Genomic DNA, 18736 nt, shown 5'->3' on the forward strand with positions numbered 1-18736 from the left:
GACGTCAGTACGCGGGCAGCGACGGGTCGATCTGCTTGACCCAGGACAGCACGCCACCCTGCACGTGCACGGCGTCCTTGAACCCGGCCGCCTTGAGCGCGGCGAGCGCCTCGGCGGACCGGACGCCGGACTTGCAGTGCAGCACGATCTGCCGGTCCTGCGGGAGCTTCGCCAGCGCCTCGCCGGAGATGATCTCGCCCTTGGGGATCAGCGTGGAGCCGGGGATCCGGACGATCTCGTACTCGGCGGGCTCGCGGACGTCGACCAGGAAGATGTCCTTGCCGGCGTCCTGCCACTCCTTCAGCTCCAGGGCGGTGATGGTCGAGTCGACCACCGCCTCCTGGGCCTCCTCGGAGACCGCGCCGCAGAAGTCCTCGTAGTCCTCCAGCAGGTCGGTGACCGTGGGGTTCTCGCCGCAGAGCGCGCAGTTCGGGTCCTTGCGGACCTTGATCTTGCGGTAGCTCATCTCCAGGGCGTCGTAGACCATGAGCCGGCCGACGAGCGGCTCGCCGATGCCGGCGAGCAGCTTGATCGCCTCGTTGACCTGGATCGACCCGATGGACGCGCAGAGCACGCCGAGCACGCCGCCCTCGGCGCAGGAGGGGACCATGCCGGGCGGCGGCGGCTCCGGGTAGAGGCAGCGGTAGCAGGGGCCGTGCTCGGCCCAGAACACCGACGCCTGGCCGTCGAAGCGGTAGATCGAACCCCAGACGTACGGCTTGCCGAGCAGCACGGCCGCGTCGTTGACCATGTAGCGGGTGGCGAAGTTGTCGGTGCCGTCGACGATCAGGTCGTAGCGGGAGAAGATGTCCCGCACGTTCTCCCGGTCCAGCGCGGTGTTGTGGATCTCCACGTTGACCAGCGGGTTGATCTCCCGGATCGAGGCCGCTGCGGACTCGGCCTTGGACCGGCCCACGTCGGAGACGCCGTGGATGATCTGGCGCTGGAGGTTCGACTCGTCGACGGTGTCGAAGTCGATGATGCCGAGCGTGCCGACGCCGGCGGCGGCGAGGTACATCAGCGCGGGCGAGCCGAGACCGCCGGCGCCGACGCAGAGCACCCGGGCGTTCTTCAGCCGCTTCTGCCCCTCGACCCCGACGTCCGGGATGATCAGGTGGCGCGAGTAGCGGCGGATCTCGTCTACGGTCAGCTCGGCGGCGGGCTCGACGAGCGGGGGCAACGACACGGTGGACTCCCCGGGATCGGCGGTGGGACCGCGCCATTGTCGCTCGCCCGGGTGGGGATCGGCCATGATGAGGGACACTCGGCCCGAACTGCGGGACCGGGAATAACTCAGACGCCGTCGGTCGGCTCGCCGTCGTAGCGGACCCCGTCGACGTACGGCCAGGCGTTCGGCACGCAGCCGTCCAGCCCGTACGTCTGCTGCTGCATCACCGGTGCGGGGGCGCCGGGCGCGGGGCAGGCCTGGTGCAGCTCGCCGAACTCGTGGCCGACCTCGTGGTTGACCACGTAGGTCCGGTAGACCTCCAGCGGGGCGCCGTAGTCGGGGACCGCCGACATCCAGCGGGCCAGGTTGAGGATCACCCGGCCGGGCAGCCGGCAGGACGTGTACCGCTCGGTGCGCAGCCCACCCTCGGCGCACATCCGCTCCGAGGTGGCCGGGGTGGCCAGGTAAACGGTGAAGTCGGCGGCGGCCGCCTCGGGCACCCGCTGCACCCGCAGCTCCCCGGAGGCGATCCAGCTGCGCGGGTCGCCGAGCACCGCGTCCACGGTGGCGGCGAACTCGTCGGCGTCCTGACCCGTACCCTGCTCGACCTCGACCCGGTAGCGGCGCAGCGGGCCGGCCTGGCCGCGTACCTCGGACCGGCCCTCGGCCACGGCGAAGGTGCCGGGGCCGGCGGTGGGATAGCCGGTCGGGGCCGCCGGGATCTCGGCCTCGGCGCCCTGGGCGAGCGGCGGCACGGCGGCGAGCGGGACCCGCTCGGTGCGCGGCGGCTCGCTCAGTCGGGTGATTCCCACGGCGCCGCCGCCGGCCGCGAGCATCATGGTCAGCAGCAGCACCGACCGCCGCCGGCGGCGGCGCATCCGGCGCAGGCCGGGTCGTTCGGGCGCGGCAGGCGGGTCGTAAGGGGACGACGACGTCATGCCACCAGCGTGCCACGCAATTCGGGCATTTAGCTGCTTTTGCGGCGCAAGCCGCGAGAATCCCTCACGGACGCGTTCAGAGCGCCGGGCCGGTGTACCGCTTCCCGCCCAGGTACGGCCACGGGTTCGGCCGGCATCCGTCGAGGAACAGGGTCTGCTGCTGCATCACCGGCGCCGGCCGGCCCGCGCCCGGGCATGCCTCGTGGTGGTGCCCCAACTGGTGCCCCACCTCGTGGTTGACCACGTAGAGCCGGTAGGAGTCCAGCGGCATCCGCGCGGCCACCAGGTGCGGGGCGGACGTGCGCCACCGGTCCAGGTTGATCACGACCTTGCCCGGCACCCGGCACGACGTGTACGGCACCCCGCCCTTGCGGATGTCGATCCCACCCGCACCGCACAGCCGGCCCGCCGTGTCCCGGGTGGCCAGGTAGATCGTGAAGTCGTACCGCTCCCCCGGCGCGACCCGCTGCAACTGCAACCGACCGCCGTCCACCCAGCTCCCCGGCCCGGTCAGGGCCCGCTGCACCGCCCCGCCGAAGGCGTGGACGTCCTCGCCGGAGCCGTTCTCCACCGCCACCCGGAACCGGCGCAGCGTCCCGGCCGTCCCGAGCACGCCGCTGGGCCGGTCGTCGTAGCCGAAGCTGCCCCGGCCGTGCGCCGGCACCGGGCCGGGCAGAGCCAGCACGGGCGCCGCCGGTGAGCTGGGCGCCGGGGACGGCGGCGGGGAGACGCTCGGCGGCGGCGACGGCACGGGCGGCGCCGGCGGCTGGGCCGCGAACCCGTCCGTGACCAGCACCTCGGCGCCGGCCGACGGAAGTTGCAACGCGACCCCGACACCGACCGCGGCAGCGGCGGCGAAGGCGCAGACCACGACGGCGGAACGCCATCGGCGGGCAGGAGACGTGGACCGCGCGGACCGCGGACGGCGGGAGCTGGGCATCCGGCTCAGACTGCCACGTCGCGCCCGGTTCCGCTCTCCTCCGTTCCGGTGACCATGGCCCTGGCCTGCGCTTCCGTCCCGTTCGGACCCGGCGTGGCGGCCGGGGCCGCCTCGGCCAGCAGCGCCAGCACCGCCCGCGCCACGGTCCGGGGCACCTCCAGCTGGGCCACGTGACCGACGCCGTCGAGCAGCAGCAGCCGACTGTCCGGGATCACCCGGGCGGCCTGCGGCGCGACCCGCACGTCGACCAGGCGGTCCTGCCGGCCACCCACCACCAGCGTGGGCACCCGCACCGCCGCGGCCTGCCGCCAGAGCGCGCCGGCCCCCGGCAGGTACGACCGCAGGAAGCTGCCGACCAGGCCCCGGAACGTCCGGACGTACGCGGCGGCGTAGTGGGCCGCCTCGTACCGGATCCGGATCTCGTCGATCGCCTCCTGCCGGCGCTGCTCGCTGATCCGGGTCAGGTCCGCGACGCACGACTCCATCACCTGCTGGGCCATCACCTCCGGCGCGAGCTGGGCCAGCCGCCAGGCGGCCAACCGCTCACCCCGGGGGATGGCCAGCAACGGCAGCATCCGCCCCTGCAACGAACGCCGGAAATCCAGGAACGGCAGCGCGGGCGAGATCAGCGTGAGCGTCCGGACCAGGTCCGGCCGGAGGGCGGCCACCCGCACCGCGACCGCGCCGCCGAGCGAGTTGCCGAACAGGTGCACCGGCCCCCGGCCGCTGTGCTCGATCCAGCTCACCACCCGGTCGGCGAACGCCGGGATGGTGTAGCGCCGCCCCGGCTCGCTGCGCCCGAAGCCGGGCAGGTCGATCGCCTGGCCGTCGAGCCGCCCCGCGAGCAGGCCGGCGAGGTCGGTCCAGTTCTGCGCCGAGCCGCCGAGACCGTGCACGTAGAGGGCCGGCTCGGCGCCGGGCGCGGTGGCCGGGGTGTCCCGGACGTGGACGAGCGTCCCGTCGAGACGCACGTGCCGACCCGGCCAGGGCGGCGGGACGTGGTGGGCGGGAAGGACATGGTCCGGCCAGAGTTCGGCGCGTTTCATGGTTCCAGTCTTCCCCGCCCCGGCCCGACCGCACACCGCGACCGGGAGTCAGGCGAGCAACGCCTCCAGCCGCCGGTTCACCGCGGCCAGGGTGGCCCGGACCACCGCCTGCCGGGGGTCACCCGCGACCAGCGCCGACCCGGCCAACTGCTCCACCCAGCCGTCGCAGACCAGCAGCACCACCACGGTGGCCACCTCGCAGTTGCCGAACGGCACCACGGCGGCGTGCTCGACGAAGCAGCGGCCGCGCTCACCGGCCGGGACGACCCGGCCGAGCAGCTCGTCCACCGCGGCGGCCGCGGCCACCGCGCAGAGCCGGAGCACGTACCCGTCGACGGCCGGCCCGGTCGCGTGCCCCTCGGCCGTGCGGTCGCCGGCGATCAGGCGCACCTCGGTGGTCGCGTCCAGCCCGAACGTGCTCACCAGGACGTGCTCGATCACCACCCGGGGACCCGGGACGCCGCCGGTGTCCAGCGGTCGCGACGGCGCGGTCTCCGTCGTGGTCATCTGCCCACCGGCGTACGAGGTGCCCAGCGTGACCGGGCTGCCGGTGGACATGCCGGTCGGCGCGGCCGCCAGCGACGTCTCCTCCACCGTGGCCCGACCCCGGTGGGCGGCCTGCCGGCGGCGGCGGGGCGGCTCGTCGCCGTCCGCGGGCGCGTCGGCCGGCCGGCCGGCACGCGACTCCGCCCCGCCGAACCGGCCCTCGCCGGACCGGTTCTCGGCGGGTCGCACCACGCCGGTACGCACCGACGGGTCGTCCTCGGTCGGCCCGGACGGCACCGCACCCGGCTCGTCGCCGGGCCGGGACTGCGGCGTACCGGATCGGGGGTCGGCCGTCGGGACCGACCGGCCCTCGGCGACGCGCGCCGCGGCGGACCGCCGGCGGACCGGCGGCGGCGGCAGGGCCGGCGCGCCGGGCAGGTTCTGCGGGGCGGCGGCCAGGCCCATCCGCTCCTGGAGCAGGCGGGCCACCACCCGGCTCACCTCGGCCGGGTCCGCGCCGTCGGCCAGGTCGAGCCGGAGGCTGTGCGCGCCGGCCGGGGTACGCCGGAGCGCGGCGTCCCGGACGCCGGTCACCTCACGGACCGCGTCGAGGATGGCGTTGACGTCGAAGCCCTCCGGCCGCTCGCGCAGCGGTGCGGGCTCGTCGTCGCGCCGCAGGTGGGTGGCGATACGGGCGAGTTCGGGAGTCTCGGCGGACGGTTCCACGGCTGGCGGCTCCGGCACGACGGGCACGTCCGGCTCGGCGGGGACGCGCTGCGGCAGCACCGCCGGGGGCGACTCCGCCGACCGGGGCTCGGCGACCGCGTCGGCGGCCGGCACCGGATCGGGGGCGGACCGGCGGGCCGCGTAGGGAGGTGCGCTCGTCGGGTGGGGCGCGGGGTCGAAGCGCGTCGTCCCACCGGTGGCGGGGACGGCGGAGACCGGCCGGGTGGTGGCCGGTGCGACGGACTGCTCGGACCCGGCCGGCGGTTGCCGGGGGTCGGCGGGGGGCTCGCCGGCGGCACGCGGGGACGGCACGGGAGCCGGTCCGGCGGACGGCGGCGCGGCGGGCGCTGAGAGGTAGCCGGCGAACGGCTCACCGGCCGGCGCGGGCGCGTAACTCGCGGACGGCGGGCCGGTCGGCGCCGACGGGTGGGGCGGACCGGCCGGCGCGGGCGCGTACGTCGCGGACGGCGGGCCGGTGGGCGCCTCCCGGGAGGCCGGCGGGGCGCTGGTCGGCTCGGCGTGCGCGGACCCGCCGAACGGGGTCACCGGCACCGGCGGGCCGGCCCAGGAGGGGCGCTCGACGGACGGCTCGTAGCCCGGCCGCGGCTCCGGTTCGGACCGGGGCAGGCGGAACGGCCGGGTCGGCTCGGGGTGCGCCGGTTCCGGGCCGGCGGACGGCTCCGCGCGCACCGGCTCGTACGGGCGGACCGGCTCGGGGCGGGGCGGTTCGTAGCCGACGGGCGGCTCGACGCCGGCCGGCGCGTACGGCCGCACCGGCTCGGGCGCCCACTCGGCCGCCCGGTCCTCCCGGGCGGCGCGACGGCCGGCGGGCTCGTCGTCCCGTGCCGGGCGCTCGGCGGGCTCGTCGTCCCGTGCCGCCCGCCGCCCGACCGGATCGTCGGCGCGTGCCCACGGCGGGGCCCAGCCGTCGCCCCAGCTCGGCCGGTTCCAGGACGGGCCGGACCAGTCCGGCTCGCCGACCGGGCCCGCGCCCGGATCGTCGGGCGCGGCGCCCCGGTGCTCGGTCGAGCCCCGGTGCTCGGTCGGGCCCCGGTGCTCGGTCGGGCCCCGATGTTCGGCGGAGCCCGGATGCTCGGCGGCGGCCCGGTGGTCGGCGGCGGCCCGGTGGTCGGGCGGGCCCGGGTGCTCGGCGGCGGCCCGCGGCTCGGCGGCCGGTCCCCGCCCCTCGGCGGGTCGGTGCTCGGCCGGGTCGCGGGGCGACTGCTCGGCCCGACCGGGATCGGCGACCGACGGCTGCCCGGGGGCCCGGTCGGCCCAACCCCGGGAGAGCGACGGCGCCGGCTCGGTGGTGGGCGCGTGGAAGCCCGGGGGCACCTCGAAGCCGGAGGCGGCGGCCCCGACCGGCGGCACCTGGAGGGCCGGGGGCGCGGAGGTCGGGCCGCCCTCGGGCCAGCGGGGAAGCCGGCCGACGGACGTCTCGTCCGAGGCGTGCCGGGAGCCGGCGGAGTCGACCCCGGGCGGCTGCTGCTCGATCGCGGGCGCCGGGCGGGGCGCCGGCACGGCCAGCCGGTCACCGTCGGTCTCCCGGGGCGGCTCGCCGCCCACCGGCGGGGCGCTCACCGGCGCCTGGCGGGCCACGGGCGGCTCCTCCCCCGGGTGGCGCACGCCGTTGACGTGTCGCCCGTTGAGCCGGGCCGGCGACTCCTCGGTCGCGGGTTGGCCGGGCGGGGCCGGCAGGTCACCGTGCCTCGGCGAGGAGTCGGCCCAACTGCCGCCGAGGTCGCCGTAGGGCCAGCCACCGGGCGCGGGCGCGCCCCGGGACCAGCCGTTCGCCGGGGGCGCCCATCCGCCGCCGGTGCGGGCCGGGTCGTCGTGCTGGCCCGTCCCGTCGCCGTGCTCTCCCGGGGTGGCGGCTCCGGGTTGCCCTGTTTCACTCACCGCGCGCTCCTTGGTCGCCCCCGCTGAGGCTACCGTGTGGTGACAGTGGCGATAAGTTACAGCGGCGGGCCAATTCCGCGACGGGTTCACGAACCCGGACCGGTTCGGGTGATACGTGCCGGCTCGTACGCAGATACTCGGAGGTTCCCATGACCGCAGTGGGGAACGGTGCACAGACCGCCGGCCGGCCCACCCGCCTGCCCCGCTCGGCGCGCCGCAAGCAACTGCTCGCCGCTGCTCAGGAGGTGTTCGTCGCGCAGGGCTACCACGCCGCCGCGATGGACGACATCGCCGAGCGGGCCGGTGTCTCGAAGCCCGTTCTCTACCAGCACTTCCCCGGGAAGATGGAGCTCTACCTGGCGCTGCTGGACACGCACTGTGACGCCATCGTCGCGAAGGTGCACGACGCGATGCGCGGCACCAACGACAACAAGGAGCGCGTCGGCGCGGCGGTGCGGGCCTACTTCGACTTCGTCGACCACGAGAGCGAGGCGTTCCGGCTCGTCTTCGAGTCCGACCTGCGCAACGATCCGGCCGTGCGGCAGCGGGTGGAGCGGGTCGAGCAGGGCTGCATCGCGGCGATCACCGACACCATCATCTCGGACACCGGGGTCAGTCGGTTCCACGCCGAGCTGCTGGCGTCCGGGCTGGTCGGCGCGGCCGAGACGGCCGCCCAGTTCTGGCTGGCGGGCGGCCGCCAGGTGCCCAAGGCGGAGGCCGAGGCGCTGGTCGCTGCGCTGTCCTGGCGTGGCATCGCCAGCTTCCCGCTGCAAGGTGAGTCAGCCTGAACATCGGGCGGCCGGATCGGATAGCCTTCCCACGGTGGCTTTTTCGCCCCAGTTGAGGAGGCACAGTGGAGGTCAAGATCGGCGTGCAGTACGCGCCGCGGGAGCTGGTCCTGGAGAGCGCGCAGTCGCCGGCCGAGATCGAGCAGATCGTGACCGACGCCTTCGCCAAGAGTGAGGGCACGCTTTCCCTGACCGACGAGAAGGGCCGGCGGGTCATCGTGCCGGTCGGCAAGGTCGCCTACGTCGAGATCGCGGAGGCCTCGCCCCGCGCGGTCGGGTTCACCGTCCGCTGATCCCCGGCGCACCGGTCGCCGTGGCGGGGGGCGCCCGCCGCGGCGACTCAGTTGTTCAGCCCGGCGGCCACCATCCGCGCGGTGTGCGCCTCGGTGAGCCGCCGCAGCAGCGTCGACACGTCCCCACCGGCCCGCCCGATCAGCGCGGCGAGCGCCCCCCGGTCGTCGGCGGCGGCGACCCGCCGGGCCTGGGACAGCGCCTCGCCGAGCAGCCGCCGGGCCCAGATCGAGAGCCGGCCGGCCATCCGCGGGTCGGCCTCGATCGCGGCGCGGATCTCGGCCGCGGCGAACTCGGCGTACCGCGAGTCGTGCAGCACGTCGAGGAGCAGCGCCCGGTCCGGCCCGTCCAGACCGCCGGCGATCTCGCGCAGGAAGTCGTCGGCGATCGCGTCCCCCACGTACGCCTTGGTCACCGCCTCCGGCCAGTCCCGCGGCTCGGTCGAGTCGTGGTAGGCCCGCAGCGCGTCGACGTAGGGGGCCATCGCCGCCTCCGGGGTCACACCCAGGGCGCCGAGCCGGTCGGCGAGCCAGCGGTAGTGCGCGATCTCGGCCGCGGCCATCTCGCTGAGCGCGGCCCGGCGGCGCAGGTCGGGGGCGAGGCGGGCGTCGGCGGCGAGGCGGTCGAAGGCGAGCAGCTCGCCGTACGCCACGAGGCCGAACAGGTCGGTGACGGCGGGGTCGGGGGCGGACACGAGCGCAGGCTACCCGCTCGGAGCCTGTGACCCAAGTCACAACGACTGCCCCCGCGCGCGGGGCCGCCACCTGGAATCGGGACGACTCAGGGGCCGTTCAGGTAGGATGAGACAGTTGCCGTGGGCACCGACCTGGTCAGCGTGGTTGATGAGCATTCCGTCAGCTCCGCCGGTCAGCAACGGTCCCCGGAGCGCGTGCGGCCCGGTCCGGCTCGGCGAAACCGCCCCCGACCGCGTGGCCCGCGCCACACCGATCGCGCCCTGAGGACATGAGGGGCGCACCACGAGAGGGCACCCCCACATCCAGATGAGTGAGCAGATCTCCGGCCAGCCACTGGCCCCCACCGCTCCGGTCCGACCGGAGGCACCCACGTTCGCCGCGCTCGGCGCCCGACAGGAGACCGTCGAGGCGCTGGAGGCCGCCGGCATCACCCGCGCCTTCGCCATCCAGGAATACGCGCTGCCGATCGGGCTGCGCGGCGTCGACCTGATCGGGCAGGCGCCGACCGGCACCGGCAAGACGCTCGGCTTCGGCATCCCGCTGCTCGAGCGCGTGTTCGCCCCGTCCGAGGGGAGCGACGGCGTGCCGCAGGCACTGGTCGTCGTCCCGACCCGCGAGCTGGGCATCCAGGTCGCCAAGGACCTCGACGCCGCCGGTCGCACCCGGGGCGTCCGGGTGCTGCCGATCTACGGCGGCGTGGCCTACGAGCCGCAGATCGAGGCGCTGCGCAAGGGCGTCGAGATCCTGGTCGGCACGCCCGGCCGCCTGCTGGACCTGCAGAAGCAGAAGCACCTGCGGCTCGACCGGGTCCGCGCGCTCGTCCTCGACGAGGCCGACCGGATGCTCGACCTGGGCTTCCTCGACGACGTCGAGAAGATCCTGGCCATGCTGCCGGAGGACCGGCAGACCATGCTCTTCTCGGCCACCATGCCGGACCCGATCGTCGCGCTGTCCCGGCGCTTCCTGCGCCGCCCGGTGACCATCCACGCCGGGCACACCGCCGAGACCGGTCCGTCGCCGCAGACCCAGCAGCTCGCGTACCGCACCCACTCGCTCAACAAGGTCGAGATCGTGGCGCGGATCCTCCAGGCCGAGGGGCGCGGGCTGACCATGATCTTCACCCGCACCAAGCGGGCCGCCGACCGCGTCGCCGAGGACCTCGACTTCCGCGGCTTCGCCGTGGCGGCCGTGCACGGCGACCTCGGCCAGGGCGCCCGGGAGCGGGCGCTGCGCGCGTTCCGCGCCGGCAAGATCGACACGCTGGTCGCCACCGACGTGGCGGCCCGGGGCATCGACGTCACCGGCGTCACGCACGTGATCAACTACGACTGCCCCGAGGACCAGGACACCTACACCCACCGGATCGGCCGCACCGGCCGGGCCGGGGCCACCGGTGTCGCGGTCACGTTCGTCGACTGGGACGACGTGCCCCGCTGGCGGATCATCGACAAGACCCTCGGGCTCGACATGCCCGAGCCGCCGGAGACCTACCACACCTCCCCGCACCTCTACACCGACCTGGACATCCCCACCGACATCAGCGGCACCCTGCCGACCGCCGAGCGCACCCGCGCCGGGCTGTCCGCCGAGGTCGAGGAGGACCTGGGCGGCGGTCGGTCGCGGCGCGGCACCCGGCGCGGCGAGGGCGGCCGGGGCGAGGGCGGCCGGGGCGAGGGTCGCGGTGACGGCCGGGGTCGGGAGCGCAGGCGGGGTCGCGGCGACGAGCCCGTCGGCACGCCCGCCGAGAGCGGCGCCACCGACACCGGCGCCGACGAGGGCGCCCGTACCCCGCGCCGGCGGCGTCGCCGCCGGGCCGGCGAGACGGTGGCCGGCGAGCCGGCCGCGGTGATCGGCGCCGAGAGCACCGGCGAGACCACCCCGGCGGCATCCGCCGAGGGTGAGACCGCCACCAAGCCACGCCGTCGCCGGCGTCGCCGTGGCGGAGGTGGCACCGGCGCACCCGCCGAGGCCAGCGCCACCACCACCGACTGACCAGCACACACACGACCGGCCCCCGGACCCGCTCCGGGGGCCGCTCCCTGTCCCCACCCCGGCACCGGCCCGCTTCGCCGGCACGGTGGTCTCACCGTCAACCTCGTGATCGACCGGGGAGGCGAGAGGACGCGGGGAGGCGGAACGACGAAGGAGTAGCGATGCCGGAAGCGTTGGACTCGGCACTGGGCGAGGTACGGGCGCTGCTGCTGGGCCCCGGGCTGACCCGGGCGGTCGCCGCCGGGCGTCGACGCGGGCAGCGCCCCTCGGTGGTCCGCGCCGAGCTGCGCCCGGTCACCCTCAAGGCCGGTCCCCGGCTGCAGATCGCCACCTCCGACGGGGCGCGGCCGCACACCCGCAACGTGGCGCCCGGTGCCGAGGCCGGTGCGGCCGTCGACGAACTGCTCGCCGAGCCGTTCGGCAACTGGCACGTGGAGACCGCCGACGCCACGCTCCAACTCCGGGTCACCAAGTCCGGCGAGGCACAGGTGCACCGGGCCGCGGCCAGCCGGCCGGCCGGCGCGGTGGAGGGGCACGACCGGGCCAAGGACTGGCTGCTCGACCCGGGTGACCCGCTGTTCGTCGAGATAGGTGGTTCGGCGGCCAAGCGCCGCCAGGTCGACGCGTTCCTCCGGGCGCTGGCGGCCACCCTGCCGGACGACCTCACCGGCCCGTTGCGCGTGGTGGACCTCGGGTGCGGCAACGCCTACCTGACCTTCGCCGCCTACCGCTACCTGACCGGGCGTGGACTGGACGTGACGCTGATCGGGGTCGACGTCCGCGAGGACCAGCGCCGCCGCAACACCGAGCTGGCCGAGCGGCTGGGCTGGGCCGACCGGGTGGGCTTCGTGGCCGGCACCATCGCCGAGGCCGCCGTCGACCCCGCCCCCGACCTGGTGCTGGCGTTGCACGCCTGCGACACCGCCACCGACGAGGCGCTGGCCCGGGCGGTGCGCTGGGGCGCCCGCTGGGTGCTCGCCGCGCCCTGCTGCCACCACGACCTGGCCGCCCAGCTGCGCTCCCGACCGGCGCCGGCGCCGTACGAGATGCTCACCCGGCAGGGCATCCTGCGCGAACGCTTCGCCGACGTGCTCACCGACGCGGTACGCGCCGGGCTGCTCCGGCTGCACGGTTACCGCGCGGAAGTGGTGGAGTTCGTCGACTCCCAGCACACGCCTCGCAACCTGCTCATCCGGGCCCGGCGCACGGCGGGCGCGCCGACCGGGAGCCGGCGGGCCGAGTATCGCGAGCTGGTCGACCAGTGGGGGATCACGCCCCGGCTGGAGACGCTGCTCGACGGGGCGGACGGGCGCTAACGCCGGCGCTCGCCCCGGTTGCGGTCGCCCCGGTCGAGCATCGACACCCGGTCGCCCGGACCCCGGTTGGTGACCCGCTCGCCGTCCTGCGGCGGGCTGGGGAACGGCACCACCTTCGCCGGCTGGTCGGCGTTGCCGGCGGCGGCGAAGGCGTTCCAGGAGATGTCGACCAGCAGCCGCTTGACCTCGGCGTGCCGCAGCGCGGCGTTGCGCTGCAACGCCATCCGGGCGCCCAGCACGACCCCGACCAGCGTCGTGCAGATCGCGCCGGTCGCGGCGATCAGGTGTACGCCGGTCGCCGGGTCACCCCGCACCGCGAGCACCAGCAGCCAGATCCAGAATCCGAGCGCGAACACGCCCGCCTTGGCCACGAAGAAGAGGCTCACGGCGCCGGGACGGTGCGGGACGGGGCGGTCCGGCTCGGTCATGCTGCTCCTTGTCGTGTCGCTGCCGGGGTCCGTCCAGCTTAGTTGACACCTCGCAACCGTCACGCCCTCGTCAGTCCCGCCGGCGGGACCTTTCGACCGATCAGTCAGTTACTTCCGCGCGCGGGCGTACTAGGCTCAGGGCGCAGAGCCGGGCCTCCGGCGGAAGGGGACAGACCCGCAGGGATGGGTTCCGCAGACGTGTCACCGCAGATGGCCTTCGCGCGCTTCGTGCGACGGGCCATCGACGATGCCCGCGAGGACCGCGGCTGGACGGTGACCGACCTCGCCACCCACACCGGCGTCGGCCGCTCGACCGTGTTCCGCTGGCTGGCCGGCGACTGGCAGGACTATCCCGAGCTGGCCAAGGTGCGCGGCTTCTGCGCCGCCCTCGACCTGCCGGTGGCCGCCGCGTTCCGCGCGCTGGGCCTGCCCGACGCCGGTCCGGTGCCCCGCCGCCGAGGCGCGGAGGACGGCCCGGTGGAGGCCGACGTCCGGGTGATCCTGGAGCGGCTGGCCGACCCGAACGTCCCGGCCGAGGAGAAGCACCACATCCGCGACCTGCTCCGCTACCTGGCCCGCCGACCGGTCCGCCGGGCCGGCTGACCGGTCAGTCGACGGTCAGCGTGAACGCGGCGGTCCGCACCACGCCCCCGACCTGGAAGTCCAGGAACATCCGGTAGCGGCCCGGCCCCGGCGCGGTCAACCAGAACGTCACCGCGTCACCGTCGCGCACCGGCTCCGGGTGCACGTGCAGATAGCCGAGGTCACCCTCGCGCAGCGCCACCAGGTGCCCGTACGCGCCGAGGTAGGGCTCCAACGGGGCGGCTCCACCGTCCAGGCCGGTGACCCGGAACCGCAGCGGCACCGACCGCCCCACCTCCGGCGTGCCGGTCCAGCTGGCGGTGAAGCCGTCGACCGTGGCCGACGTGGCCGCGGCGGGCAGCGGCCGGGGCGCGTACGTGCCGGGCACGGTCACGTCGGCGCCGAGCACCACGGCGACCTGCCGACCGTCGTCGGCGACCGCGGTGAAGTCCGCGTACATCCGCCAGACGCCGGGGTCGAACGGCGCCACCGGCACCGACCAGGTGCCGTCGGCGGCCATCGTCGGGTGCAGGTGCCGATAGCCGCTGAGGTCCCGGCGGGCCACGATCACGTGCATCGGCTTGTCGTGCACGACCGCGAAGCGGGTCACCGGGCGACGCCGCTCGTCACGGATCTGGAACCGCAGATCACCGGCGCGCCCGGCGGCCGGTTCCCCGGCCGACGGCACCAGCGTGTAGCCGGCCGAGCTGATCGACAGTCCGGTCGCGCCGTCACCGCCGCCCTGGGCGACGGTGGCGCCGTCGTGGCTGTGCGCGCCGGTGCCCGGCGCGTGCGAGTGCGCGCCGCCGGCGGGAAGACCGGCGCCGGTGGACGGCGCGGGCCCGGTCCCGGCCGGGTTGGCCGGCGGGTTCAGCCGGCCCAGCCCGAAACCGAGCAGCACGGCCAGCACCAGGCCACCCACCACCAGGGCCAGCCGCAGCGTCTCCCGGTCCACGGTGACCGGCCCGGCCGGGGTCGCCGCGCGCGCCGCACCGTCCGGACCGCTCGCCGGGTCACCGGCCCGGCCGTCGGCGCCGTCCACCGCCTCGCCGCCCGACCGCCCTGGAACGCCCACGGCGCCGTCCGCCGCCCCGCCGCCGATCCGTGGCGGGTCGTCGGTGGGGTCGGACCGCGCCGGCAGGTCGACGCCGGGCGGCGCGGACGGCGACTCAGGCAACGCCGCCGACCATCTCGTACCCCGCCTCGTCGACAGCGGCGCGGACGGACTCCACCGGCAGCGGGGACGCGCTGGTGACCGTTGCCGTGCCGCCCGCGAGGTCGATCCGGACCTCCTCGACGCCCGGCAGGGCGGACAGCTCCTCGGTCACCGCCCGGACGCAGTGTTCGCAGGTCATCCCGGTCACGGTGTACGTCTGGACGACGGGTCGCTGCTCGGTCATGGCCCCACGGTACCGCCGGCCCGGGCGCCCACCGACCACGGCCGCGCGGACGGTGGCCCGGCTCGCATCCCGGGTGTTAAGCGGGGCCCCTTCCTCTACCGGAGGCGTTAAGAGGGTGCCCCTCCTTGCACCGGGTCAGCCGGCGACGGCCAGCGCCAGCGGCAGCACGTCCGGCGCGCCGGCGCGCCGCAGCAGGCGCGCCACCATGCTCATCGTCCAGCCCGAGTCGACCAGGTCGTCGACGAGCAGCACCGGCCCGTCCAGCCCGGGCAGCGCGTCGGCCAGCTCGTCCGGCAGGCGGAAGGCGTCGTGCAGCGCGCGTACCCGCTGGGCGCTGTTGCCGCGCGGCCCGCCGGGCCCGGCCGGACCGGTCGGGACGACCTGGCCGAGCAGCGGGAGCCGGCCGACCGAGGCGATCCGGTCGGCGAGCGAGCCGACCAGCAACGGCCGGTTCCGGGAGCCGATCGCGACCACGCCGGCCGGGCGGCGGGGCCAGGGGTCGTCGCCGTGCGCCCACGCCTTCAGCACCTCGACCACGGCCGCCGCCACGTCGTCGGGCACCGGGCCGTCCGGCGCGTCCGGCCCGACGAGGCCCCGCAACCGCCCGCCCCACCCCAGGTCGGACAGGCGCCCCACGGCCCGCCCGGACGACGCCTGCTCCGCCGGCGGGATCCGGCCCTTCAGGGGTACGCCGACCGCGTCCAACCCGGTCGGCCAGAGCTTCTTCGGCGCGATCTGAACGCCGGGGCGGCCGAGGAAGGTCTGCGCGGCGGTGAGCGCCCCGGTGGAGACCTCGGCGTCGAACAGCGGCCCGGCGCAGTTGTCGCAGCGACCGCAGTCCTGCGCCCCGGTGTCGTCGAGCCCCTCCCGCAGGTAGCGCATGCGGCAGGCGGAGGTGGACGCGTACTCCCGCATGGCCCGCTGCTCGGCGGTGCGCGCGTCGGCGACGCGCCGCAATCGGGCCTCGTCGTAGACCCACGGCTCGCCGGTGGCGAGCCAGCCGCCGCGCACCCGGCGGACCGCGCCGTCGACGTCGAGCACCTTGAGCATCAGCTCCAGCCGGGCCCGGCGCAGGTCGACCATCGGCTCCAACGCCTGGGTGGAGATCGGCCGCTCGATGTCCAGCGCGGCGAGCACGGCGCGGACCTGCTCCTCGGGCGGGAAGGCGAGCGAGGCGAAGTATCGCCAGATCGCCGCGTCCTCCACGCCGGGCAGGAGCAGCACCTCGGCGTGCTCGACGGCCCGGCCGGCGCGCCCGACCTGCTGGTAGTAGGCGATCGGCGAGGGCGGCGCGCCGAGGTGCACCACGAAGCCGAGGTCGGGCTTGTCGAAGCCCATGCCGAGCGCGCTGGTGGCGACCAACGCCTTGATCTTGTTGTCGAGCAGGTCCTGCTCGGCGGCGCGCCGGTCGGCGTCCTCGGCCTGCCCGGTGTAGGAGGCCACCGACCACCCCCGGGCGCGGAGGAACTCGGCCGTCTCGGTGGCCGCGGCCACGGTGAGCGTGTAGACGATGCCCGAGCCGGGGAGCCGGTCCAGGTGGTCGGCCAGCCAGGCGAGGCGGTGGGCCGGGCTCGGCAGATCGAGTACGCCGAGGCGCAGCGACTCCCGGTCCAGCGTGCCGCGCAGCACGAGCGCGTCGCCGAGCTGCTCGGCCACGTCCCGGGTGACCCGGGCGTTGGCGGTGGCCGTGGTGGCGAGCACGGGCGTGCGCTCGGGCAGGTTCGCCAGGAACGTGCGCAGCCGGCGGTAGTCGGGCCGGAAGTCGTGCCCCCAGTCGGAGACGCAGTGCGCCTCGTCCACCACCAGCAGGCCGGTGGTGGCGGCGAGCTTGGGCAGCACGGTGTCGCGGAAGTCCGGGTTGTTCAGCCGCTCGGGGCTGATCAGCAGCACGTCGACCGCCCCGGCGTGGATCTCGGCGGTGATCTGGTCCCACTCGTCGAGGTTGGCCGAGTTGATGGTGCGGGCCCGGATGCCGGCCCGGGCGGCGGACTCGACCTGGTTGCGCATCAACGCCAGCAGCGGCGACACGATCACCGTCGGCCCGTGTTCGCCGCTCTCGCGAAGCAGGGCGGTGGCGACGAAGTAGACCGCCGACTTGCCCCAGCCGGTGCGCTGGACGCAGAGCACCCGTCGCCGGTCGACGACCAGCGCCTCGATCGCCCGCCACTGGTCCTCGCGCAGCCGGGCGTGCTCACCCGCCAGCCGCCGCAGCACCGCCTCGGCACGTTCCCGGACGGCCGTCCGATCCTGGCTCATCCGGCATTTCTACCAGGGGCCGTCGGAGTCACGGGCGGCCCGGGCGGCGGCTCGGGTGGCAGGAAGAGCAGCACCTCGCCCAGCGCCCCGGTGGCGGCCGGGGGCAGCTGGCAGCGCACGACCAACTCCTCCAGCGACCCGTACGGCCCGCGCAACCACCGGTCGACGGCGACCTGCCGGCGCTGCTCGGCGGTGAGACCGGGAAGCGTCGCGAAGACCGTGTCGGGCACGGCGTTGACGTCGACCAGGCCACCGTCGTCGAACTCCCGCAGCAGGTCGGGGCGGCCGATCCGCAGGTCCCGCCGGGCGGAGGGGTAGTGATGCAGCAGGTACCGCGCCTGTTCCCGGCGCAACCGCCGCTGCTCGTCGGCGCGCTGCGGCCCGGTCCAGAACAGGCCCCGCAGCGCCGCCCACAACGCGGGGTTGAGCAGCACCACGTGCAGGGTGCCGAGCATCCAGCAGACGCAGAGCCCGAACAGGAAGTAGATGACCATCGGGTCGCTCGGTTCCTCCTCGACCGGGCTGCTGACCGCGAGGCCGAACACGCTCACCACGAGCAGGAAGTAGGGCAGCGCGCCCAACGCGAGACGCCAACTGCGTCGCCAGAGCGCGTACGCCAGGATCACCGCCCACGTCAGGATGCCGACCGACAGCACGGTGACGGCGGCGCCCACCAGCGTCGCGGTGGCCCGGACCCAACCCGGCGAGCGCCGGTCCGGCGGCGTCTCCGCCGGCCGCCCGGCGGAGACGAAGAGCGCCTGCGGGTACGCGACCGGCACGGCGGACACCGGACCCGACGACGGGTCGACCGGGCCGGGCGGCCCGCCGCCGGATACCGGTGTCGCACCGGCCGGCGCGGACGACGGCCCGCCGAGCCCGGGCGGCGCGGGCGGTGCCGGCACGTGCCCGGGCGCGGGCGGGTCGACCGGCTCGGCGACGGTCGGCAGCAGCGTCGGGTCGGAGCGGAGGATGCGCCGGTGCAGCGTCTGGAGCGCCTCCCCCGGCTCGATGCCGTAGTCCTCGCGCAGCGAGGCGGCGAAGTCGCGGTAGGCGGCCAGCGCCTCGGCCTGCCGGCCGCTGCGGTAGAGCGCCAGCATGAGCTGGAGACGTAGCCGCTCGCGGACCGGGAACTCGGCGACCAGCTCGACCAGCCGGCCGACCACCTCCCCGTGCCGGCCCGCGGCCAGCTCCAGCTCGGCACGCGTCTCCAGGGCGACGGCCCGCAGCTCCACCAGCCGGTGCCGGGCCGCGTCGAACCACGGGCCGGCGAACCCGGTGAACGGCTCGCCCTGCCACAGCTCCAACGCGGCGGTCACCTCGTCCAGCGCCTCCGCGGCACGCCCCGCCGACTGCGCCTGCCGGGCGCGCCGCACGCCGCGCTCGAAGCGGACCGCGTCCACCGTCTCCGGCGCGACCCGCAGCAGGTAGCCGGCGTCGGTGAGGGTGAGCACCCGGGCGGGTGTGCGCGGCGACCGGTCCGGCTCCAGCACCCGGCGCAGCCCGGCCACGTGCTTCTGCACCACGTTGGGGCCGTTCACCGGCGCTTCCTCCGGCCAGACCGCCTCGACGATCTGCCCGGTGGGGACCGGACGCCCGGCGGCGAGCAGCAGCACGGCCAGCACGGCCCGCTGCTTGGCCGGGCCGAGATCGATCGGACGGTCGGCGTACCAGGCCCGCTGCGGGCCGAGAAGCTCGAAGCGCAGCGCCTCTGACATGCGAGTTTCCGCCCCCGTACCCCCCAGCCGTCGCCCGCCGCGGCCGACGGCAGTCGGACGGCAGCATATC

16 protein-coding genes are annotated in these 18736 nt (G+C 75.8%); 5 read left to right on the forward strand and 11 right to left on the reverse strand.

The features are described from left to right. Positions 1-4: 4 nt before the first annotated feature. The 5 genes from moeZ to O7600_RS15365 form a co-directional block, all read right to left on the reverse strand. The gene (gene moeZ / locus O7600_RS15345) at positions 5-1252 is read right to left on the reverse strand and encodes an adenylyltransferase/sulfurtransferase MoeZ (protein WP_176558987.1); all 1248 of its coding nucleotides are present in this window, start codon (positions 1250-1252) and stop codon (positions 5-7) included. A gap of 41 nt (positions 1253-1293) precedes the next feature. Beyond that, complete coding sequence (locus tag O7600_RS15350) at positions 1294-2106, reverse strand: DUF3152 domain-containing protein (RefSeq protein WP_281587963.1); 813 nt, start codon at positions 2104-2106, stop codon at positions 1294-1296. Positions 2107-2182: 76 nt separating this feature from the next. Continuing rightward, positions 2183-3046, reverse strand: coding sequence for a DUF3152 domain-containing protein (locus tag O7600_RS15355; protein WP_281587965.1), 864 nt, complete (start codon positions 3044-3046; stop codon positions 2183-2185). Positions 3047-3051: 5 nt separating this feature from the next. Beyond that, on the reverse strand, positions 3052-4092 hold the full coding sequence (locus O7600_RS15360; RefSeq protein ID WP_281587967.1) for an alpha/beta hydrolase: 1041 nt from the start codon (positions 4090-4092) through the stop codon (positions 3052-3054). Between the two features lie 48 nt (positions 4093-4140). Then, positions 4141-7203 carry a hypothetical protein gene (locus O7600_RS15365; RefSeq protein WP_281587969.1) on the reverse strand — a complete coding sequence of 1021 codons (3063 nt, stop codon included), beginning with the start codon at positions 7201-7203 and terminating at the stop codon, positions 4141-4143. Between the two features lie 149 nt (positions 7204-7352). Between O7600_RS15365 and O7600_RS15370 the strand changes: the two genes are divergently transcribed. Together O7600_RS15370 and O7600_RS15375 are read left to right on the forward strand one after the other, a co-directional pair. After that, on the forward strand, positions 7353-7991 hold the full coding sequence (locus O7600_RS15370; RefSeq protein WP_091569618.1) for a TetR/AcrR family transcriptional regulator: 639 nt from the start codon (positions 7353-7355) through the stop codon (positions 7989-7991). Positions 7992-8056: 65 nt separating this feature from the next. Continuing rightward, positions 8057-8284, forward strand: coding sequence for a DUF3107 domain-containing protein (locus O7600_RS15375; RefSeq protein WP_013288692.1), 228 nt, complete (start codon positions 8057-8059; stop codon positions 8282-8284). Positions 8285-8331: 47 nt separating this feature from the next. Here the strand turns inward: O7600_RS15375 and O7600_RS15380 are convergent, their stop codons facing one another. Then, positions 8332-8976 (reverse strand): ferritin-like fold-containing protein, encoded by a 645-nt coding sequence (locus tag O7600_RS15380; RefSeq protein WP_281587973.1) that lies wholly within the window; start codon positions 8974-8976, stop codon positions 8332-8334. 307 nt (positions 8977-9283) lie between these two features. Between O7600_RS15380 and O7600_RS15385 the strand changes: the two genes are divergently transcribed. Together O7600_RS15385 and O7600_RS15390 are read left to right on the forward strand one after the other, a co-directional pair. Further along, on the forward strand, positions 9284-10969 hold the full coding sequence (locus O7600_RS15385; RefSeq protein ID WP_281587975.1) for a DEAD/DEAH box helicase: 1686 nt from the start codon (positions 9284-9286) through the stop codon (positions 10967-10969). A gap of 161 nt (positions 10970-11130) precedes the next feature. After that, positions 11131-12285, forward strand: a complete 1155-nt coding sequence (locus O7600_RS15390; protein ID WP_281587977.1) for an SAM-dependent methyltransferase — start codon at positions 11131-11133, stop codon at positions 12283-12285. On the opposite strand, the gene O7600_RS15395 is transcribed toward O7600_RS15390, so the two are convergent. Further along, positions 12282-12713, reverse strand: a complete 432-nt coding sequence (locus O7600_RS15395) for a hypothetical protein (protein ID WP_281587979.1) — start codon at positions 12711-12713, stop codon at positions 12282-12284. The two genes, O7600_RS15390 and O7600_RS15395, sit on opposite strands and share 4 nt — an antisense overlap. A gap of 183 nt (positions 12714-12896) precedes the next feature. Between O7600_RS15395 and O7600_RS15400 the strand changes: the two genes are divergently transcribed. Then, complete coding sequence (locus tag O7600_RS15400) at positions 12897-13316, forward strand: helix-turn-helix transcriptional regulator (protein ID WP_281587981.1); 420 nt, start codon at positions 12897-12899, stop codon at positions 13314-13316. A 4-nt stretch (positions 13317-13320) separates the two neighbouring features. Here the strand turns inward: O7600_RS15400 and O7600_RS15405 are convergent, their stop codons facing one another. The 4 genes from O7600_RS15405 to O7600_RS15420 form a co-directional block, all read right to left on the reverse strand. Further along, positions 13321-14250 (reverse strand): hypothetical protein, encoded by a 930-nt coding sequence (locus O7600_RS15405; RefSeq protein ID WP_281594168.1) that lies wholly within the window; start codon positions 14248-14250, stop codon positions 13321-13323. A gap of 214 nt (positions 14251-14464) precedes the next feature. After that, positions 14465-14695 (reverse strand): heavy metal-associated domain-containing protein, encoded by a 231-nt coding sequence (locus tag O7600_RS15410; protein ID WP_091569593.1) that lies wholly within the window; start codon positions 14693-14695, stop codon positions 14465-14467. 135 nt (positions 14696-14830) lie between these two features. Next, positions 14831-16951 (reverse strand): RecQ family ATP-dependent DNA helicase, encoded by a 2121-nt coding sequence (locus tag O7600_RS15415; RefSeq protein WP_281587984.1) that lies wholly within the window; start codon positions 16949-16951, stop codon positions 14831-14833. After that, complete coding sequence (locus tag O7600_RS15420; protein WP_281587986.1) at positions 16948-18666, reverse strand: AfsR/SARP family transcriptional regulator; 1719 nt, start codon at positions 18664-18666, stop codon at positions 16948-16950. Before O7600_RS15420 ends, O7600_RS15415 begins: the two co-directional genes overlap by 4 nt. Positions 18667-18736 lie beyond the last annotated feature (70 nt).

This window comes from Micromonospora sp. WMMA1998 (assembly GCF_027497375.1).
Taxonomy (GTDB): domain Bacteria; phylum Actinomycetota; class Actinomycetes; order Mycobacteriales; family Micromonosporaceae; genus Micromonospora; species Micromonospora sediminicola.

Bases quoted from the DNA above. Each gene is read 5' to 3' on its own strand.
- O7600_RS15360 (WP_281587967.1), bottom strand. From the start codon at position 4,092: ATGAAACGCGCCGAACTCTGGCCGGACCATGTCCTTCCCGCCCACCAC.
- O7600_RS15355 (WP_281587965.1), bottom strand. From the start codon at position 3,046: ATGCCCAGCTCCCGCCGTCCGCGGTCCGCGCGGTCCACGTCTCCTGCC.
- O7600_RS15400 (WP_281587981.1), top strand. From the start codon at position 12,897: ATGGGTTCCGCAGACGTGTCACCGCAGATGGCCTTCGCGCGCTTCGTG.
- O7600_RS15370 (WP_091569618.1), top strand. From the start codon at position 7,353: ATGACCGCAGTGGGGAACGGTGCACAGACCGCCGGCCGGCCCACCCGC.
- moeZ (WP_176558987.1), bottom strand. From the start codon at position 1,252: ATGGCCGATCCCCACCCGGGCGAGCGACAATGGCGCGGTCCCACCGCC.
- O7600_RS15350 (WP_281587963.1), bottom strand. From the start codon at position 2,106: ATGACGTCGTCGTCCCCTTACGACCCGCCTGCCGCGCCCGAACGACCC.
- O7600_RS15390 (WP_281587977.1), top strand. From the start codon at position 11,131: ATGCCGGAAGCGTTGGACTCGGCACTGGGCGAGGTACGGGCGCTGCTG.
- O7600_RS15420 (WP_281587986.1), bottom strand. From the start codon at position 18,666: ATGTCAGAGGCGCTGCGCTTCGAGCTTCTCGGCCCGCAGCGGGCCTGG.
- O7600_RS15395 (WP_281587979.1), bottom strand. From the start codon at position 12,713: ATGACCGAGCCGGACCGCCCCGTCCCGCACCGTCCCGGCGCCGTGAGC.
- O7600_RS15385 (WP_281587975.1), top strand. From the start codon at position 9,284: ATGAGTGAGCAGATCTCCGGCCAGCCACTGGCCCCCACCGCTCCGGTC.
- O7600_RS15415 (WP_281587984.1), bottom strand. From the start codon at position 16,951: ATGAGCCAGGATCGGACGGCCGTCCGGGAACGTGCCGAGGCGGTGCTG.
- O7600_RS15410 (WP_091569593.1), bottom strand. From the start codon at position 14,695: ATGACCGAGCAGCGACCCGTCGTCCAGACGTACACCGTGACCGGGATG.